At 73.5% G+C, this 17,643-nt stretch carries 16 protein-coding genes and 1 pseudogene; 8 read left to right on the top strand and 9 right to left on the bottom strand.

Annotated elements, in window-relative coordinates:
* Window positions 1-28: 28 nt before the first annotated feature.
* Window positions 29-673 carry a bifunctional 4-hydroxy-2-oxoglutarate aldolase/2-dehydro-3-deoxy-phosphogluconate aldolase gene (eda, locus tag ABZT74_RS08520; protein WP_356165993.1) on the top strand — a complete coding sequence of 215 codons (645 nt, stop codon included), beginning with the start codon at window positions 29-31 and terminating at the stop codon, window positions 671-673.
* Between the two features lie 34 nt (window positions 674-707).
* Here eda and ABZT74_RS08525 read toward each other — a convergent pair whose 3' ends face one another.
* Window positions 708-1,724 carry an NAD(P)-dependent alcohol dehydrogenase gene (locus ABZT74_RS08525; protein WP_356433794.1) on the bottom strand — a complete coding sequence of 339 codons (1,017 nt, stop codon included), beginning with the start codon at window positions 1,722-1,724 and terminating at the stop codon, window positions 708-710.
* A gap of 165 nt (window positions 1,725-1,889) precedes the next feature.
* On the opposite strand from ABZT74_RS08525, the gene ABZT74_RS08530 reads away from it, so the two are divergent.
* The gene (locus ABZT74_RS08530; RefSeq protein ID WP_356433795.1) at window positions 1,890-2,696 is read left to right on the top strand and encodes a helix-turn-helix transcriptional regulator; all 807 of its coding nucleotides are present in this window, start codon (window positions 1,890-1,892) and stop codon (window positions 2,694-2,696) included.
* A 51-nt stretch (window positions 2,697-2,747) separates the two neighbouring features.
* On the opposite strand, the gene ABZT74_RS08535 is transcribed toward ABZT74_RS08530, so the two are convergent.
* Genes ABZT74_RS08535 through ABZT74_RS08545 form a run of 3 tightly spaced genes read right to left on the bottom strand, consistent with a single transcriptional unit; the run spans window position 2,748 to window position 5,797 of the window.
* Window positions 2,748-4,169 (bottom strand): bifunctional RNase H/acid phosphatase, encoded by a 1,422-nt coding sequence (locus tag ABZT74_RS08535; RefSeq protein ID WP_356433796.1) that lies wholly within the window; start codon window positions 4,167-4,169, stop codon window positions 2,748-2,750.
* A 36-nt stretch (window positions 4,170-4,205) separates the two neighbouring features.
* The gene (locus tag ABZT74_RS08540; protein WP_355877407.1) at window positions 4,206-4,949 is read right to left on the bottom strand and encodes a C4-type zinc ribbon domain-containing protein; all 744 of its coding nucleotides are present in this window, start codon (window positions 4,947-4,949) and stop codon (window positions 4,206-4,208) included.
* Entirely contained in the window at window positions 4,946-5,797 is an 852-nt protein-coding gene (locus ABZT74_RS08545; protein ID WP_356166005.1) for a Nif3-like dinuclear metal center hexameric protein, read from the bottom strand. Before ABZT74_RS08545 ends, ABZT74_RS08540 begins: the two co-directional genes overlap by 4 nt.
* Window positions 5,798-6,118: 321 nt before the next feature.
* Between ABZT74_RS08545 and ABZT74_RS08550 the strand changes: the two are divergent.
* Window positions 6,119-7,225: pseudogene (locus tag ABZT74_RS08550) on the top strand (hypothetical protein); the annotation flags it as partial.
* A 1,545-nt stretch (window positions 7,226-8,770) separates the two neighbouring features.
* Complete coding sequence (locus tag ABZT74_RS08555) at window positions 8,771-8,941, top strand: hypothetical protein (protein ID WP_355877342.1); 171 nt, start codon at window positions 8,771-8,773, stop codon at window positions 8,939-8,941.
* A gap of 130 nt (window positions 8,942-9,071) precedes the next feature.
* On the opposite strand, the gene ABZT74_RS08560 is transcribed toward ABZT74_RS08555, so the two are convergent.
* The 3 genes from ABZT74_RS08560 to ABZT74_RS08570 form a co-directional block, all read right to left on the bottom strand.
* Window positions 9,072-10,028, bottom strand: a complete 957-nt coding sequence (locus tag ABZT74_RS08560) for a 3-oxoacyl-ACP reductase (RefSeq protein WP_356433797.1) — start codon at window positions 10,026-10,028, stop codon at window positions 9,072-9,074.
* Window positions 10,029-10,130: 102 nt separating this feature from the next.
* A complete protein-coding gene (locus ABZT74_RS08565; RefSeq protein WP_356433798.1) occupies window positions 10,131-11,207 on the bottom strand; it encodes a Zn-dependent alcohol dehydrogenase in 1,077 nt (358 codons plus the stop codon).
* Between the two features lie 52 nt (window positions 11,208-11,259).
* Complete coding sequence (locus tag ABZT74_RS08570; RefSeq protein ID WP_356433799.1) at window positions 11,260-12,117, bottom strand: MaoC/PaaZ C-terminal domain-containing protein; 858 nt, start codon at window positions 12,115-12,117, stop codon at window positions 11,260-11,262.
* 300 nt (window positions 12,118-12,417) lie between these two features.
* Here ABZT74_RS08570 and ABZT74_RS08575 point away from each other — a divergent pair, with 300 nt between their 5' ends.
* From ABZT74_RS08575 to ABZT74_RS08590, 4 genes are all read left to right on the top strand, one after another.
* On the top strand, window positions 12,418-13,329 hold the full coding sequence (locus tag ABZT74_RS08575; protein WP_356433800.1) for an ABC transporter ATP-binding protein: 912 nt from the start codon (window positions 12,418-12,420) through the stop codon (window positions 13,327-13,329).
* Complete coding sequence (locus ABZT74_RS08580) at window positions 13,329-14,048, top strand: ABC transporter permease (protein ID WP_356166017.1); 720 nt, start codon at window positions 13,329-13,331, stop codon at window positions 14,046-14,048. The genes ABZT74_RS08575 and ABZT74_RS08580 overlap by 1 nt, the downstream gene beginning before the upstream one ends.
* 13 nt (window positions 14,049-14,061) lie before the next feature.
* Window positions 14,062-15,309 carry a sensor histidine kinase gene (locus tag ABZT74_RS08585; protein ID WP_356433801.1) on the top strand — a complete coding sequence of 416 codons (1,248 nt, stop codon included), beginning with the start codon at window positions 14,062-14,064 and terminating at the stop codon, window positions 15,307-15,309.
* A gap of 237 nt (window positions 15,310-15,546) precedes the next feature.
* The gene (locus tag ABZT74_RS08590) at window positions 15,547-16,179 is read left to right on the top strand and encodes a response regulator transcription factor (RefSeq protein ID WP_355877404.1); all 633 of its coding nucleotides are present in this window, start codon (window positions 15,547-15,549) and stop codon (window positions 16,177-16,179) included.
* 28 nt (window positions 16,180-16,207) lie between these two features.
* On the opposite strand, the gene ABZT74_RS08595 is transcribed toward ABZT74_RS08590, so the two are convergent.
* Entirely contained in the window at window positions 16,208-17,056 is an 849-nt protein-coding gene (locus tag ABZT74_RS08595; protein WP_356433802.1) for a hypothetical protein, read from the bottom strand.
* Window positions 17,056-17,595, bottom strand: coding sequence for a SigE family RNA polymerase sigma factor (locus ABZT74_RS08600; RefSeq protein ID WP_356166026.1), 540 nt, complete (start codon window positions 17,593-17,595; stop codon window positions 17,056-17,058). Before ABZT74_RS08600 ends, ABZT74_RS08595 begins: the two co-directional genes overlap by 1 nt.
* Window positions 17,596-17,643 lie beyond the last annotated feature (48 nt).

The raw sequence follows: 17,643 nt of genomic DNA on the forward strand, positions 1-17,643 counted from the left end.
TGATGCACACCGCGGGCAGGATGTGCGCATGACTTCGCCGCTGCCCCCGTCCTCGCATGCCTCCGTCCTGGATCTCGCGCCCGTCGTCCCCGTCGTCGTGGTCGCGGACGCCGCCGACGCCGTTCCCCTGGCGCGGGCGCTGGTCGCCGGCGGGCTGCCCGCGATCGAGGTGACGCTGCGGACCCCGGCCGCGCTCGACGCGATCCGGGCCATCGCGGCGGAGGTGCCGGACGCGGTGGTCGGCGCGGGCACCGTGCTGACGCCGGGACACGTGGCGGAGTCGGTCGCGGCGGGCGCCGGGTTCCTGGTCAGCCCGGGCTGGACGGATGTCCTGCTCGACGCGATGAAGTCGTCCGGAGTGCCGTTCCTGCCGGGGGTGTCGACCACGTCGGAGGTGGTGGCGCTGCTGGAGCGCGGGGTGCGCGAGATGAAGTTCTTCCCGGCGCAGGCCGCGGGCGGTACGGCGTACCTCAGGTCGCTGGCGGGGCCGCTTCCGCAGGCCCGGTTCTGCCCGACCGGCGGTATCGGCCTCGACACCGCGCCGGACTACCTCGCCCTCCCGAACGTCGGCTGTGTGGGCGGCAGTTGGATGCTTCCGTCGGACGCGGTCGCCGCACGGGACTGGCAGCGGGTCGAGCGGCTGGCCCGGGAGGCCTCGGCTCTGCGCGGCTAGGACCCCGGCCGGGGCACTCACCGCGTCGGCGTGCTCAGGCCACCCGGACGACCACCTTGCCGAAGGCCGCGCCGCTCGCGTAGTAGCGGTACGCCTCCCGCACCTCGTCGAAGCCGAACACGCGGTCCACGACCGGTCGCGCGCCGTGCAGCCGCAGCGCCCTGTTCATCGACTCGAAGTGGGCGCGGCTGCCGACGAACACCCGGCGGATCGTGGCCAGGCTCCCCGCGTACGCGGCGTTGGAGATCTCGATGCCGGACCGGTGCGGCCCGCCGGTGATGAGGAGGACGATCTCGGCGTACAGAGCGGCGGCCCGCACCGACTGCTCGATGGTCTCGGGGCCGTTGGTCTCGACGACGAGGTCGGCGCCTCGGCCACCGGTCAACTCCTTCACCTCCAGCCCCCATTCGGGGTTCTCGGCGTAGTTCACGACATGGTCCGCGCCCAGCGCCTTGAGCCGGTCCGCCTTCACCGGGCTCGACGTCGTCGCGACGACCTCGGCTCCCAGCATCTTGGCGAACCGCACGACGAACAGGGACAGCGCTCCGGTGCCCAGCGTGAGGACGGTGTCGCCGGGAGCCAGCGGCTCGCCGCCCGTCAGGGAGTGCCAGGCGGTCACCCCGGCGCAGGGCAGGCAGGCCGCCTCCTCCCAGGTCAGATGGTCGGGGACGCGCACCGCGGCTTCCTGGTCGATGCGGGCGTACTCGGTGAGCATGCCGTCGAGGGTGGCGCCGGGCTGGTCGAACCGGTCCGGGGTGATCCGTCCGCCCAGCCAGTTCGGGAAGTACGTGCCCGTCACCCGGTCCCCCACCGCGAAACGGGTCACCTCCGCCCCCACCGCGACGACCTCCCCCGCCCCGTCGCTCACCGGGACGACGTCCGGTACGGCCTGCAGCGGGTAGGTCCCCCTCAGGATCAGCAGGTCGCGCTTGTTGAGGGACACGGCGCGGATCCGGACGAGGATGTCACGGGGTCCCGGTTCGGGCCGGGCCTGCTCGCGCCGGACGATGCCGTCGACGGTGCCAAGGGTTTCGATGTGGTACGCGCGCATGTCCCGCTCCCCGCGTGGGCTCCGATGTGGATGCGTCCATGCTGTTCGGGGCGGCGCCGCCGCTCAATTCCCGTCAGGGTATGACAGGTTGGAACGGCCACCGGGCGGGCTCCGGGAGGCGGGTCCCGGCGCCAGGTTCCGGTCCTCTGCCGTACAACTGACGTCATGACGACCGGCACTTCGCTGTCCGCCGAACCACCGCCCTTCGCACGGGAGTTGCTGCGCTGGCGCACCGCGCGCCAGGTGAGTCAGCTGGAGCTGGCCTCACGCGCCGGGACGACGCAGCGGTACGTCAGTTTCATCGAGCGGGGACGGTCGGTGCCCGGCCGGGAGATCGTGATCAGGCTCGCCGAATCGCTGGGCCTCACCCTGCGGGAACGCAACGCGCTGCTGCTGGCCGCCGGTTACGCGCCCGCGTTCGCCGAGTCGCCGCTCGACGCGGAGATCCTGAAGCCCGTACGGGAGGCACTGGACAGCATTCTCGACGGGCATCTGCCGTATCCGGCGGTGGTGGCGGGGCCGCACGGTGAACTGGTCGCGGCGAACGCGGCGTTCGACGTACTGGCCGAGGGGGCCGCGCCCGACCTGCTGGCACCGCCGGTGAACGTCCTGCGCCTCGCCCTGCATCCACGCGGCATGGCGTCCCGGGTGGTGAACCTGGACGCGTGGGGGCAGCACATCGTCGAGAACCTGCGGGCCCGGTCCGTACGCAGTCCCGATCCCCGGCTCGACGCACTGGCCGAGGAGTTGGCACGGTACGTGCCGGCCGGGCCGCCCGGCGCCGACCACCTCGGATTCGCGGTGCCGTTGCGACTGCGGTGCGAGGAGGGCGAGTTGAGGCTGCTGACCACGCTGACGTCGTTCGCGACGGCGGTGGACGTGACGCTCGCCGAACTCCATCTGGAGGCGTTCCTCCCCGCGGACCGGGAGAGCGCCGAGATCCTCCGGAGCCGCGCCGCCCGGCGAGGCTGAGCCGGCCGGGTCCGTCCCCGCGACGCCGGTGCGGTCGTCGCCGGCGGGTGCTCAGCGCAGGTGCGAGGTGTCGTTGAACAGCCGGACGCTCGCGTTGCCGTCCGCGTAGTAGGCCACCGCGGAGAGGGACGCCGCCGACAGTTCCATCCGGAAGAGGGATTCCGGCGGGGCGCCCAGGGCCAGCCGTACCAGGGTCTTGATCGGGGTGACGTGCGTGACCAGCAGGACGGTGCGGCCCGCGTAGGCGGCGGTCAGTCTGTCGCGGGTCTCCGCCATGCGGTGGGCGGTCGCGGCGAAGCTCTCGCCGCCGCCGGTCGGTTCGACGTCCGGGGAGCCGAGCCAGGCGTTCATGTCGTCCGGGTACCGGTCGCGGACCTCGCCGAAGGTCAGTCCCTCCCAGGCGCCGAAGTCCGTCTCGCGCAGGCCGTCCTCGATGGTCACGTCGAGGCCGAGACGGGCGGCGACGACCGCCGCGGTCTCGCGGGTGCGGGCCAGCGGGGACGCCACGACGGCCTGCACGGTGCCGCGTGCGGCCAGCGCCGTCGCGGCCCGTTCCGCCTGTTCGCGGCCTACGGCCGACAGGGACGGGTCGCTGCCGCCGCTGCCCGAGAACCGCTTCTGCGGGGTCAGGGGGGTCTCGCCGTGGCGCAGGAGGACGAAGGTGGCGGGGGCGCCCATGTCGGGGGCCGAGCCCCAGCCGACGGTGGGGGTGGTCGCCACGTTGTGCGCGGCGCGTCTGTCGTCCGTGGCCTTCGCGGCTTCGCCGCCGGAGGGCGAGGTGCGGGCCTCGGTCGTCGTCCGGCTGCCGCTCGGCTGTGGCTGGTCGCGCAGTTCCCCGCGCCCCTCAACCGGCGCCCCTGCACTCGCGGCTTCGCCGCCGGAGGGCGAGGTGCGGGCCTCGGTCGTCGTCCGGCTGCCGCTCGGCTGTGGCTGGTCGCGCAGTTCCCCGCGCCCCTGGACAGTCCCGGTGCCGGAACGCTGTGGCTGGGCGCGCAGTTCCCCGCGCCCCTCGACCGGCGCCCCCGGACCCGCGGCCTCGCCGCCTGACGGGGACCAGGTCTCGCCGCGCTTGCCCGCGTCCATCGCCTCGTTGGCCAGGCGGTCGGCGTGCTTGTTCTCCGCCCGGGGGATCCACTCGTAGGTGACCTGCGAGCGCGGGAGGATACGGCCCGCCTCCGCGGCCAGGGGCCTCATGTCCGGGTGCTTGATCTGCCAGCGGCCGGACATCTGCTCGACGACCAGCTTGGAGTCCATCCGGACCCGGACCCGCGCGGCCGGGTCCAGGTCACGGGCCGCCGACAGTCCGGCGACCAGGCCGCGGTACTCCGCGACGTTGTTGGTGGCCACCCCGATGTACTCGGCGCGCTCCACCAGCGTCTCCCCCGTGACCGCGTCGATCACCACGGATCCGTAGCCCGCGGGCCCCGGGTTGCCCCGGGAACCTCCGTCGGCCTCGACGATGAACTCCCGCACGCGACGGACTCCCTGACTGCTACGGGCCGGAAACTGCTACAGGCCGGACTCGGACGTACGCACCAGGATGCGACGGCAGTTCTCGCAGCGCAGCACGGTGCTGGGGGACGCCGCCTTCACCTCGTTGACCTCGGTGATGTTGAGCTCCAGGCGGCAGCCCTCGCAGCGGCGCTGGTACAGCCGGGCGGCACCGACGCCACCCTGCTGCTCACGCAGCTTGTCGTAGAGCTTGAGGAGATCGGCGGGCACGGTGCCGGCGATGACCGCGCGCTCCTTGGTCACCGTGGCGGCCTCGGAGTCGAACTGCTCGAACGCCGCGTCGCGCCGCCCGGTCGCGTCGTCGATCTTCGACTGGACGGAGGCGTCGCGCTCGGTCAGCTCGGCGACCCGCTCCTGCGCGGACTCACGGCGCTCCATGACCTCCAGGACCACGTCCTCCAGGTCGCCCTGGCGCTTGGCGAGCGAGGTGATCTCGCGCTGGAGGTTCTCCAGGTCCTTGGGGGAGGTGACGGCACCCGAGTCGAGACGCTGCTGGTCACGGACGGCGCGCTGGCGCACCTGGTCCACGTCCTGCTCGGCCTTGATCTGCTCGCGGGCGCAGTCGCTCTCCTCGGTCTGCGCGGCGACGAGCAGGTCGCGCAGCTGGGTGAGGTCCTTGTTCAGCGACTCGATCTCGGCGTGCTCGGGAAGCGACCTCCGCCGGTGCGCGAGCTGCTGCAGGCGGGCGTCGAATGCCTGGACGTCGAGAAGTCGGATCTGGTCGGCGGGCTCGGCGTTCAGTTGGGGGCTCCTGATGTGTCGTTGTGAGAGGCCGCGTGAGCGGTCCAGGGGTCGGTGACCGTCCGGGAGACGTGGACGCGCAGTCCCCATCCCTTCCGGTCGGAGATCTCGTCGAGCTGGGCCGCGGCCAGCTCGCACCAGGGCCACTCGGTGGCCCAGTGCGCCGCGTCGAGCAGCGCGAGAGGACTGTGGGCACGCGCCTCGGAGACGGGGTGGTGGCGCAGGTCCGCGGTGAGGAAGGCGTCCACACCCGCGGCGCGTACCTCGTCGAAGAGGCTGTCGCCCGAGCCGCCGCTGACGGCGACGGTTCGCACCAGCGCCTCGGGGTCGCCCGCGACGCGGATGCCCTGCGCGGTGGCGGGCAGCCGCTCGGCGGCCCGCGCCGCGAGCTCGCGCACGGTCAGCGGGTGGTCCAGTTCACACACGCGGCCCAGGCCCCGGCGTCCCTCGGGGTCCGTGGGGTCGGGCACGAGGGGCCGTACGACCCGCAGGTCCAGCGCTCCGGCGAGGGCGTCGCTGACGCCCGGGTCGGCACGGTCGGCGTTGGTGTGGGCGACGTGCAGCGCGATGTCGTTCTTGATCAGGGTGTGCACGACGCGGCCCTTGAAGGTGTCCGCCGCCACGGTCGTCGTACCGCGCAGATAGAGCGGGTGGTGCGTGACCAGCAGGCCGGCGCCCAGCTTCACCGCCTCGTCGACGATGTCCTGGACCGGGTCGACGGCGAACAGCACGCGCGTGACGTCCTGGTCCGGATCGCCGCAGACGGTGCCGACCGCGTCCCAGCTCTCGGCCTGCTGAGGAGGCCAGAGGGATTCGAGCGCGGTGATGACTTCAGACAGACGGGGCACGGGGAAAGGCTACCTGGCCCGGGTGCCTCTCCGACCGGCCGCGGACCACCGGGCCGGCGCCCGGGCGGCCGACCGTCCCCGGAAGCCGCCGCACCGGCTCCGTCCGTCCCCGTCGCGGGGCGCGCTCGCCCCTCCCCTTCCCGCTCGGTTCAGCACATCCGCCCCCGTTCCCTCAGGCGAATCCCGACATGGCCACCCTTATGTGTGAAGCCACAGCCTGTCGGTCCCCCGTCTGTGCGTGCGAAAACTAGCTTCGTCGCCGGAGGTGACCGAACGATGACGGCCGGTGCGACGGAGCCCGTGATGGCGAGTGAGGGCGGGATGGGCGACGGGGACGACGACGTCGCGAGCGGGTGGGCCGCTCCGCCCGCCTGTGTCATCACCGCGGACGGGACCTACGGGGCGCGGCTGACCAGCGACGGCGAGTCCTGGTACCCGGAGCGCTGGACGCTGGACGGGCCGGAGCCGTATGCCGTGCCGCTGCCCGCCCACCAGCCGGAGGAGCCCGGCACCGAGGTGCTGCCGCTGACGGACGGGAGGGTGCTGATCCACCGGGTCGCCGACGGACGGCACACGTTCTCGCTGCTGTACCCGACCGGGCCGGGCACCGGTGAGCTGCCGCTCGGTGCGGTCGAGTGCCCCGACCCGGGCACCCGGCTGCGGCTGCTGCCGCCCGCGCCGGACGGGGAGCGGGCGTACGCGCTCGCCGTGGGACGGGGGTCCACGGCGGTGTGGCTGGTCGCGGGCGGCGCGTTCGGCCCCGAGCATCTCGCGGAGGTCCCGGGCCACTGCTCGGGAGGGGTGTGGCTGGACAGCGCGGGCCGGCTGCTCGCGCTGGACCGCTTCCACGGCGGCCGCACCAAGACCGTCGTCGTCGACCTGGGGCGCGGCGGCGAGGTCTCGCCGCTCCTCCAGATCGCCGAGCGCAGCAACGACCGGCTGCTCCTCGCGGACGCGGACAGCGGACTCCTGCTGATCCGCTCCGACGCCCCGTCGCCCGGCCGGGAGCGGCTCGGCTGGGGAGTGCTCGGCAGCACGCTGCCGGTCCGCTTCCCGGAGTGCCTGACGGCGACGGGCTGCTCGATCACGCCGTTCGCCATCCAGCCCGGTCAGGTGCTGACGCCGGAGGCGTGCGCGGTCGCCCTGCGCATCGACGGTCCGGGCGGCACCTGGGTGGGCATGTGGCGCCCGTCCGAGCGCCGGATCGACCACCGGCCCGCGCCCGAGGGCTGGTTGGCGGGCACGGGCCTGTGGACCCGGGAGGGCGTGCTCCACCTGCCGTACGCGAGCGGGGGCGTGCCGTGCGGTGTCGCCCGGCTGCAGGTGTCCACGGACGCGAGGGAACCGGACCGGGGGGACCCGGCTCCCTCGGAGCGCCCCGCCCCTCGGCCGGTCCCCCTCCAACAGGCCTCCCTGAACGGCCGGTTGACCACCTCGAGGAACCCGGTGGTGGGCGCCGGGCCGGTGGTCCGCGCTTCCTCGGCGCACCCGGCCCGGCACGCGGACGTCACCCGGCGGCCTCCGGGCGCGGACGCCGGCCTCGTGATCCCGGCCGCCGGGGTACGCCAGAACGCCGCCGCCCCGGAACCCCGGCACGCGGAGACACCGGGTGCGGGGGCGGAGACGCCGATCGCGGGAACGCGGGGTACGGAGACGCCGGGTGCGGGGACGCCGAGTGCGGGAACGCCGGGTGCGGGGGTATCCGCAGCGGAGGCGTCGCCCACGGGTCCGCATCTCCACGCCGCACCGGTCGAGGTGGTCGAGGCGGTGGAGGCCCAGCGCGCCCCGGCCCCTCACATCAACGCCGCCGCAGGTCCGTTCGAACCGGAGCGGCCCGTCCCGTCGGGTGCCCCCGAGCCGGCGGAACCCCGTCGGCCCAGGCCGGGCCTCTGGACCAAGGTCGCCGCGACGCCCCCGCCCGGCAGGAGTCTCGGCGCCGGGTTCATCGCGGCGCTGCCCCGTGAGGTCGAGGTGCGCCCCGCGGTCGTCACGGGCGGCGGGACCGAACTGCCGCCGGAGCAGCCGAACTCCGGCGGAGGCCAACCGCCTCTGGAGCGTTCACCTTTCGGCGGAAGTGAACTGCCGTCGGCGCAGCCGGAGTTCGGCGCCCCTGCGCAGCTTCCCGGCGCCCAGCAGCTCCCCGAAGCTCAGCAGTACGCCGACTCCCCGCAGCTCCCCGAAGCCCAGCAGTACGCCGACTCCCCTCAGCTCCCCGGCTCCCAGCAGCTCGCGGACGCCGAGCAGTACTCGGACTCCCCACAGCCCCCCGAAGCCCAGCAGTACGCCGACTCCCCGCAGCTCCCCGAAGCTGGGCAGTACGCCGACGCTCAGCAGTACTCGGTTTCCACCCAGCTCCCCCCGCACCAGCAGCCTCTCGCTTCGGCTCCCCTCCCCGACCACCGGCAGCTCCCCGGTTCCGCCCGGCTCGCGGGTGCGCCGGAGTTCACAGGCTTCACGAAGATCGCGGACTCCCCCGGCCCCGGGAGCTTCACGGACTTCACCGAGTTCCGGGGGGAGACGCCACTGCGAAGCTTCGCGTCCGAGGACCTCCCGCCCGAGCAGCCGTGGGGCACCGCGCCCCCGGCCCACCCGCAGGCACCCGCGCACCATCCGGAGCGGGGCCCCGAGAACCCTGAGAGCGCCGACCGTACGGCGGCCCCGGACCGTCCGGAGCATCAGGACGTCCCCGCCCGTCGCACACCGCCGACCCACCGCCGCCCGCTGCACGCCGGCCCGCCCATGCCCGTCGGGCCGGTCCCCGGCGGAGAGAACGCGGGAGGAGAGGGCGTGCTGCCCGCCGCCGTGGGCCCGGACGGAGCCATGGCCGGGGATCCGGTGACGGCCGCCGCCGGCGGCGGGGAGGAAACGGGCGGAGAGGATGAAGAAACGTCACCCTCCGCCACCCGGACGATGACGGCACGTTAGACTCCCCCGGCTGAAAAGAAGGATCTTGCATACGGGGTGAACACTTCAATGAACGACACCAGCACCACGGAAACGCGGGGTTCGGACGTCCACGAGACGTCGGCGGCCCGGTCGGAAGGCCACGGCAAGCACCGTGGACCGGTCTCCGGCCACGACGACGAGGCGAGCCCCCAAGGGCGTCACCGCAAGCCGTCCGGCCAGTCCGGCACGACGATCTGAGGGCTCCGACAGTCCTCGTCGCTCCGACGGCACACGGCCCCGCTCGCACCATGGCGAGCGGGGCCGTTCCGTGTCCGTGTGCGTGAAGGCCGCTCGCGCCGTGCGATCCGTCGACGGGCGGCGGAACCGCTCAGTGAGTGGCGCCGTCCCGGTCCCTCTTGAGGCCCAGCACCTCGGCCGCGGCGAACGTCTCACCGCGCGGCCGGTCCGCGTAGTACGGGGTGAGCAGCGCGTCGAGTTCGTCGTGGCTGAAGGTGTCCTGCTTGCTGTCGAACTGGGCCGTCACACGGGGACGTTCGACGACGGCGACCATGCCGCCGTGCACCACGAGGAGCTGTCCGTTGACGTCCGCGGCGGCGGGTGAGGCCAAGTAGCCGACGAGCGGGGCGACATGCTCGGGCGCGAGCGGGTCGAGTCCCTCGTCCGGCCGTCCGAATCCGGCGAAGACGTCCTCGGTCATACGGGTCCGGGCGCGGGGGCAGATGACGTTGGCCGTGACGCCGTACTTGGCGAGCGCGAGGGCTGTCGAGGTCGTCAGCCCGACGATCCCGCCTTTCGCCGCAGCGTAGTTGGGCTGTCCTGCCGATCCGGCGAGGAAGGCCTCCGAGGAGGTGTTCACGATCCGTCCGTACACCGGCGCGCCGGTGGCCTTGGAGCGGGCCCGCCAGTGCGCCGAGGCGAAGTGGGTGGTGTTGAAGTGTCCTTTGAGATGGACGCGGATGACGGAGTCCCACTCGTCCTCGGTCATCGAGAAGACCATGCGGTCGCGCAGGATGCCCGCGTTGTTGACGAGGATGTCCAGTCTTCCGAACTCGGTGACGGCCGACTCGACGAGCTCTCCCGCCTGTTCGTGGTCGGCCACGTCGCCGGTGTGGGCGAGGGCCCGGCCGCCCGCGGCGCGGATCTCCGCGGCGACCTGCTCCGCGGGGGTGGCCGAGGCCTCGCCCGAACCGTCCCGTCCGGGCTGTCCGAAGTCGTTCACGACGACGGCCGCGCCGAGCCGTCCGAGTTCCAGTGCCTCGGCCCGGCCGAGGCCGCGGCCCGCGCCGGTGACGATCGCGGTCAGCCCGTCAAGTGGCAGTGACATCAGGGTCCTTAGCGGTTGTCGTGGAGGGCCTCGGAGGGCGGTGTCCCGCGGGACCCCCCGCCCTCCTCGCGCTCGGCGGCCCCTCGGCGGTCCCGGAGCGGGTCAGATCTCGATGCAGGTCCGCAGCGCGGTGCCCGAACGCATCTGGTCGAGGGCCTCGTTGATCCCCGCGAGCGGTACCCGGTGGGTGATCAGGCTCTCCAGGTCGATGCGTCCCGCGCGCCACAGGGCGATGGTGCGTTCGTAGGAGCGCAGGACGTCGCCGCCGCCGTACATGGAGGGCAGGATGCGCTTCTCGTCGAAGAACAGCTCGAACATGTTGAGCTGGAGGAAGTCGTCCATGGCGCCCGCCCCGACGACGACGAGCGTGCCGCCGCGACGGGTGTGGTCGTAGGCGGTGCGGGCGGTGGCGGACCTGCCGACGACCTCGAAGACGTAGTCGAAGCCCTCGCCCGCGGTCACCGACTGTTTGGCGTCACCGAGTTCCTCGGGCGACACGGCCTTGGTGGCGCCGAAGCGGAGGGCGGCCTCACGGCGTGAGGCGACCGGGTCGACGGCGACGATCTCGGCGGCTCCCTTGAGGCGGGCGCCCTGGATCGCGGAGATGCCGACGCCTCCGCAGCCGATCACGGCGACCGACGAACCGGCCTCCACGTCGGCGGTGTTGAGGGCGGCGCCGAGTCCGGTGGTGACGCCGCAGCCGATCAGGGCGGCGATGTCGAAGGGCACGTCGTCGGGGATGGAGACGGCGCAGCCCGCGTCGACGACGACCTCCTCGGTGAAGGTGCCGGTGCCGGCGAAGCCGAAGACGTCGCCGCCGGGGCGCCGGAAGTTGGGGGTGCCCGCGTTCATGAAGCCGGCCAGGCACAGCTCGGTCTGGCCGCGCTTGCAGGCCGGACAGGCGCCGCAGGCCGGCAGCCAGCAGACGACGACCCGGTCACCGGCCTTCAGGTGCCCGACCCCGTCGCCGACTTCGATGATCTCGCCGGCGCCCTCGTGGCCGGGGACGAACGGCGCGGGCTGCGGCAGCACGCCGTTCATCGCGGACAGGTCCGAATGGCACAGCCCGGTGGCGCGGACCCGGATGCGCACCTTTCCGGGCCCGAAGCCCACCGCCTCGACGTCGTCGAGGACTTCGAGCTTGTCCTGGCCTATCTCGTGCAGTACGGCTGCGCGCATGGTGCGGCTCCCCTCGGGATGGTTCGTGCGACGGGTCACGTGGATACGACGGTCAGGTGTGATCGACGGTGGTGTCGGCGAGGACCGGCGCGTCGTCCCGTTCGGCCGCGCTCACCGCCACCCGGACGGCGCCGTCGTGGCGCCACATCCGGATGCGCAGGGTCTCGCCGGGGAAGACGACGCCGGCGAAGCGGGTGGTGTACGAGCGGACGCGGGTCACGTCGCCGCCGAGGAGGGTGTCGACGACGGCCTTGAGGGTCATCCCGTAGGTGCACAGCCCGTGCAGGATCGGCCGGTCGAACCCGGCGAGCTTGGCGAACTCGGGGTCGGCGTGCAGCGGGTTCCAGTCGCCGGAGAGCCGGTAGAGAAGGGCCTGGTCCTCACGCACCGGGCGTTCGACGGTCCGGTCGGGTTCACCGGACGGCGCTTCGAGGCGGGTGGAGGGTCCCCGGTCACCGCCCCAGCCGCCCTCGCCCCGTACGAAGATCTGGGCGTCGTTCGTCCACAAGGGGCCTTCTGCGTCGGCGACTTCGGTGCGCATGACCAGGATGGCCGCCGTGCCCTTGTCGTAGACCGCGGCGATCCTGCCGGTGGCGGTCGCCGTGCCCTCGGCGGGGATCGGGCGGTGCAGCCGGACGGTCTGGCCGCCGTGCAGCACGCGGGCGAGGTCGACGTCGACGCCGGGCATGGAGAGACCGCTGATCACGCCCGGTGAGCCGGCGCCCGCGACGGTGGCGAAGCTCGGCAGGACGTGCAGCCTGGATTCGAGGGTGTAGCGCAGCTCGTCGGGGTCGGTCGCGGGAACGCCCGCGCCGAGGCCGAGGTGGTAGAGCTGGACGTCCTTGTGGTTCCAGGCGATCTCGCCGGTCCGCGGTTCGGCGGCGACGGCCTTGGCGGCGTCAATGGGCATGGGGCTCCTGACTCGACTGCGCGAAAGACCTCGGTGCGGCCGTCCGCACCGTCGGCCGCACCGAGGTCGACACCGGGGCCGGGGAACCCGCCCGTTCTAGAACGCGTTCCAGTCCGGCGAACCCCTGTATAGCCCAGCTCCCAGCACTTGTGAAGACTCCTGACGCCATGTCAGATCGAGTCGTGGCGGCCGCCCGCCGGGGGCGACGGACCGACGCCGCGGCGACCGTGACATTTGTCCCGGCCGACTGCTGACAACTGCATCTGCCGGTGGCTTCGCCCGACCCCTAGCGTCGTTGTCATGACACAGACGACGAGGACACCACCGGCCGTGTCCTTCACGGGGGCGGTCAAGACGTTCGGCGCGGTGCGCGCGGTGGCCGGCATCGACCTGGACGTGGCGCGCGGTGAGACGGTGGCGCTGCTGGGGCGCAACGGCGCGGGGAAGTCGACCGCGATCTCGCTGCTGCTCGGCCTGAACGAACCGGACGGGGGCTCGGTCGCGCTGTTCGGGGGCCGACCGGAGGAGTCGGTGCGGGCCGGCCGGGTGGGGGCGATGCTCCAGGACACCCGGCCGGTGTCGCGCGTCACCGTCCGGGAGCTGGTCTCCTTCGTGGCCGGCCGCTATCCCGCGCCGCTCCCGGTGACCGAGACACTGCGGCTCGCCGGCGTCGAGGAGTTGGCGGGGCGGCGCGTGGACCGGCTGTCCGGCGGCCAGGCGCAGCGGGTGCGGTTCGCGCTGGCGCTCGCCGGGGACCCCGCGCTGATCGTCCTCGACGAGCCGACGGCGGCGCTGGACGTGGAGGCGCGGCACGCGTTCTGGGAGTCGATGCGGGCCTACGCTCTGCGCGGCCACACCGTGCTCTTCTCCACGCACTACCTGGAGGAGGCCGACGCGCACGCCGACCGGATCGTCGTCCTCGACCGGGGGCGGATCGTCGCGGACGGCACCGGGGAGGAGCTGAGGCGCTCGGCGGGCGGCGGCCTGGTCGCGTTCGACCTGGCCGGGCGGGGCTCCGAGGGTCTCGCGCTGCTGCCCGGCGTGGTGGCCGTGGAGGTGCGCGGGGACCGGGCCCGGCTGCGCACGGACGATCCGGACGCGACGGTGATCGCGCTGGCCGCACTGGGTGCGATACGCGGCCTGGAGGTCGCCCCCGCGTCGCTGGACGACGCCTTCCTGGCCCTCACCTCGCACGCTCTGGAGACGGTGTGATGTTCGACTACCTGCGGCTCGAAGTACGCCGGACGCTGCGCGACACCGGCTTCGTGATCGGCGGTGTGGCGATGCCGGTGATGATGTACCTGCTCTTCACCAACCTGGGCGGCGGGGACGACGGCGCGTGGAAGACGGCGTCGATGGTGGGCATGGCCGCGTACGGCGCGGTGGGTTCGGCGCTCAACACCGGGGGCGGTGTCGCCGAGGACAAGGTGACCGGCTGGCTGCGGCAGTTGCGGGTCACGCCGATGACCTCGCGCCAGGTGGTGCTCGGGCGGGCGCTGACCGGTTCGGTGACGGTGCTGCCGGCGATCGTGGCGGTGCTGGCGGCCGGCGGACTGGTCAACGGCGTCCGGCTGGACGTCTGGCAGTGGGCGGTGACCGCCGTGCTGCTGTGGGTCGGTTCGGTCCCCTTCACGCTGCTGGGCCTCGGGAACGGCTACCGCCTGACCGCGCAGACCGCGGGCGTCGCGAACATGGTGTGCAACCTGGGTCTGTCGGTGGTCGGCGGGCTGTGGTTCCCGCTCGCGCTCTTCCCCGGCTGGCTGCGTTCCGTCGCGGCGTACACGCCCACGAACCGGTTCGCGCAGCTCGGTGTGTCGGTCACGGAGGGCCGTGCGCCGTCGCTCGCCGCGGTGGCGGTGCTGACGGCCTGGCTGCTGGCCTTCGGCTGGTACGCCGGCGTCTCGTACCGTCGTTCCGCACGAACCGTCTGAACGGGGAGCGGACATGTCCTTGATGAAAGGCCTCACCTGTCAGGTGCGGGCGTGGCGGGCGGAGCGAGCCGTCTGGAAGGCCGACATGGAGCGGTTCAAGGCCGACCGGCGGGCGGCGCGCCGCGGTGGCGGGAAGGTGCCCGAGAACCCCGGCCCGCCGCCCACCGGCTTCGCGCTGCTGCCGTGGCTGCTGATGGGGCTGGGCTCCTTCTCGAACCTGCTCCAGGGCAGGACGGCCCAGCCGTGGATCGGCGCCGTGGGCCTGCTCGCCTTCAACTCGCTGTACATCTACGTGACCTTCCGGGCGTTCGTGAAGGACAAGCGGGAGTCGCGCTCCACGCGGGTGGCGCTCGTCGTGATGGGCTTCATCACGTGCGGGCTGGCCGTCGGGTACGGCGGGAGCTGGCTGTACTTCTTCCCGCTGCTCGGGCTGGCCACCGGGGCGGTGCTGCGCGGTCCGTGGCTCGGCAGGACGGGGCTCGCCCTGACGGCGCTCGCCGCGGTGGTGTCCTCCGTCCGGGCGGGCTGGGACGCGGTGAACGTCGCGTACGGCACGTTCCTGTCGACGATGGTGACGGCGGCGATCCTCTCCCTCTCCGAGGCGGTGCGTGAACTGCGTTCGGCGCGCGAGGAGTTGGCCAGGCAGGCGGTCGAGAAGGAGCGGATGCGCTTCTCCCGGGACCTGCACGACCTGCTCGGGCACACGCTGTCCGTGATCGTGGTGAAGTCGGAGGCGGCCCGCCGGCTGGCCCCGCGTGACCTGGACGCGGCGCTCGTGCAGGTCACGGACATCGAGTCGGTGGGCCGCCAGGCCCTCACGGAGATCCGCGAGGCGGTGACCGGCTACCGGGAGGGCAGCCTCGCCACGGAGCTGGACCGCGCCCGCTCGGCACTGTCCGCGGCACGGGTGGAGCCGGTCGTACGGCAGTCCGGGCCGCCGCTCGTCCCGCAGACCGAGGTTCTGCTCGGCTGGGTGCTGCGTGAGGCCGTCACGAACATCGTGCGCCACAGTGACGCGACCGGCTGCGACATCACCGTCGACGGCACCGCGGACCTGGTCCGGCTGACCGTCTCGGATAACGGCACCGAGGCCGCCCCGGCCGAGCCCGAAGCGGGCGGCGGCACCGGCCTCAAGGGCCTCACCGAACGTCTCGCCGCGGCGGGCGGCTCCCTGGAGGCGGGCCGGACGCCCCGCGGAGGTTTCCGGGTGAGAGCCGAACTGCCGGTCGAGGCAGCGGACTTGACGGGCATTGCCGGCTAGGGCGGGCGGGGCCTCGGCGCCGAGGGTGCTCGCCGGGTGACGCCGGGTGACGCCGGGCGGCGGCAACGGCCGTACGGGGGCCGCTCGCCCGCGGGCGCCGACGCCGGGCCGGGAACCGGGCGGGCCGGCGCGGTCCGGTGGGCCCGCGGGGCCGGCGTCGCCGCGCGTCCTCACCGGCGAAGGGCCGATGACCGGCCGGTCGCGGACGGCGCCGCCTACCCTTGGCCCGTGAACGAGATGCCCCGGGACCACCGCCCCGCCAAGTCCATCCGCGTGCTGCTCGCCGAGGACCAGGGGATGATGCGCGGGGCGCTCGCCCTGCTCCTCGGGATGGAGGCGGACATCGAGGTGGTCGCCCAGGTCTCCGCGGGCGACGAGATCGTGGACACCGCGCTCGTCAGCCGGCCCGATGTGGCCCTGCTGGACATCGAGTTGCCCGGGATGAGCGGGCTGGACGCCGCCGCCGCTCTGCGCGCGGAGGTGCCCGACTGCCGGGTGCTGATCCTCACCACCTTCGGCCGCCCCGGCTATCTGCGGCGGGCCATGGAGGCCGGCGCGGCCGGGTTCCTCGTCAAGGACGGGCCGGTGGAGGAACTCGCGCAGGCGGTCCGCCGAGTGCTGACCGGCGAGACCGTCATCGACCCGGCGCTCGCCGCCGCCGCGCTCAGCGCGGGGCCCAGCCCGCTCACCCCGCGCGAGTGCGACGTCCTGAAGGCGTCGGCCGACGGCGCGACGGTCGCGGACATCGCCGCCCGCGTCCACCTCTCGGAGTCCACGGTCCGCAACTACCTCTCCTCCGCCATCGGCAAGACGGGCACCCGCAACCGCATGGAGGCGATGCGCGAGGCGCGCCAGCAGGGGTGGCTGTAGCGCGGACGGCCGGCCGGGCGACCGGTCCTCAGGACCGCTCCGCCACCTTCGTCACCTTCGCCACCCCCGAGCGGTAGTCCGCGCCCTTCGGTGCCACGCACGTGAACCAGTTCGCCCGCGACCCGTCCACCGGCCGGACCAGGTCCTCGAAGCCGCCGACGAGACCCGTGCCCGGAGCGGCCGGAGCGGCCTTGACCTTCGTGCCGTCGTCCCAGGTGCAGGTGACCTCCGTCGCGGACGGAGCGACCCGGCCGACGACGAGCCGCCGGGAGCCGTCCGCGGCGTCCGGGTCCAGCAGCGTCGCGGCGCCCTCGACCCGCCCGTCGTCGGGCGCGCCCGCCTTCTCCACCCGCGCGTTCATGAACGTCGACACCGTCCCGCCGTCCCGCATCAGACGGCCGTAGTACCAGCCGTTGCCGACCAGGTCCGAGGGGGCGTGGACGCCGGTGGGGGCGAGGCCGTACCTCTTCATCGTGGCCAACTGGGCGCGCGCCTCGGACGCGTTCCGCGGCGCCCCCCACACCAGGGCCTCCACGGTCCAGTCCTCACCGTGGTCGGTCCCGCGCGCCACGGCCGTGCTCCGCGCCTTGTCCACCTGCCGGTGGTCCGGTGTCGCCGGGGCGGTCGCGACCGGCACGACCCGGCGTCCCTCGCCGCCCGCTCCTCCGGCCAGGGCCAGCGTTCCCGCGGAACCGGCGACGACGAGGGCCGCCGCCGCGACGAGGGCCCAGCGGCGTGTCCGGCGCCGGCGTCCACCGCGCACCAGGTCCCGGTACGGGACGGCACCGATCCTGACCCCGTCGGCCGCCTCCGCGAGCAGGAGGGCGAAGTCCCCGTCCGCCGCCGTGTCGTGGTCCGTCTCCGCGTTCCCGCCCATCACGCCCGCCCTCCGTAGGTCACCATGTCGGCCAGGCCCGGCACGACACGGAGTTTCGCGATTCCCTTGGCCGCGTTGCTCTTCACGGCGCCCACCGAGCAGCCCATCGCCGCGGCCGTCTGGATCTCGCTCAGGTCCTCCCAGTAGCGCAGGACCACCGCCTCGCGCTGCCGCGGGGGCAGTTGGGCGAGTGCGGTGAGCAGAGCGCCGCGGTCGTCGGCCCGCGCGATCGGGTCCCCGCGGTCGGGAACCTCGTGTGTCAGGCCCGAGTCGTCTCTCGGCGCGAGGAACTCCTTGAGCTTCCTGCGGTGCCGGCGCGCGTGCGCGTTGATCATCACCCGCCGTACGTACGCCTCCGGTTCGTCCGCCGCGGCGATCCTGCGCCAGGCGACGTACACCTGCTCCAGCGTCGTCTGGACCAGGTCCTCAGCGGCGTGCTGCTCGCCCGTCAGGAGAAACGCCGTACGCATCAGCCGCGGCCAGCGGCCGAGGACGAAACGGTGGAACTCCTCGTCCCGGGACTGCTTCCGATCCCCCATGAACACCTCCTCGATGCGTGAAGGAGTCCACGAGGGGCCGATCCCGTT

The organism is Streptomyces sp. NPDC005302 (assembly GCF_040607345.1).
Classification (GTDB): domain Bacteria; phylum Actinomycetota; class Actinomycetes; order Streptomycetales; family Streptomycetaceae; genus Streptomyces.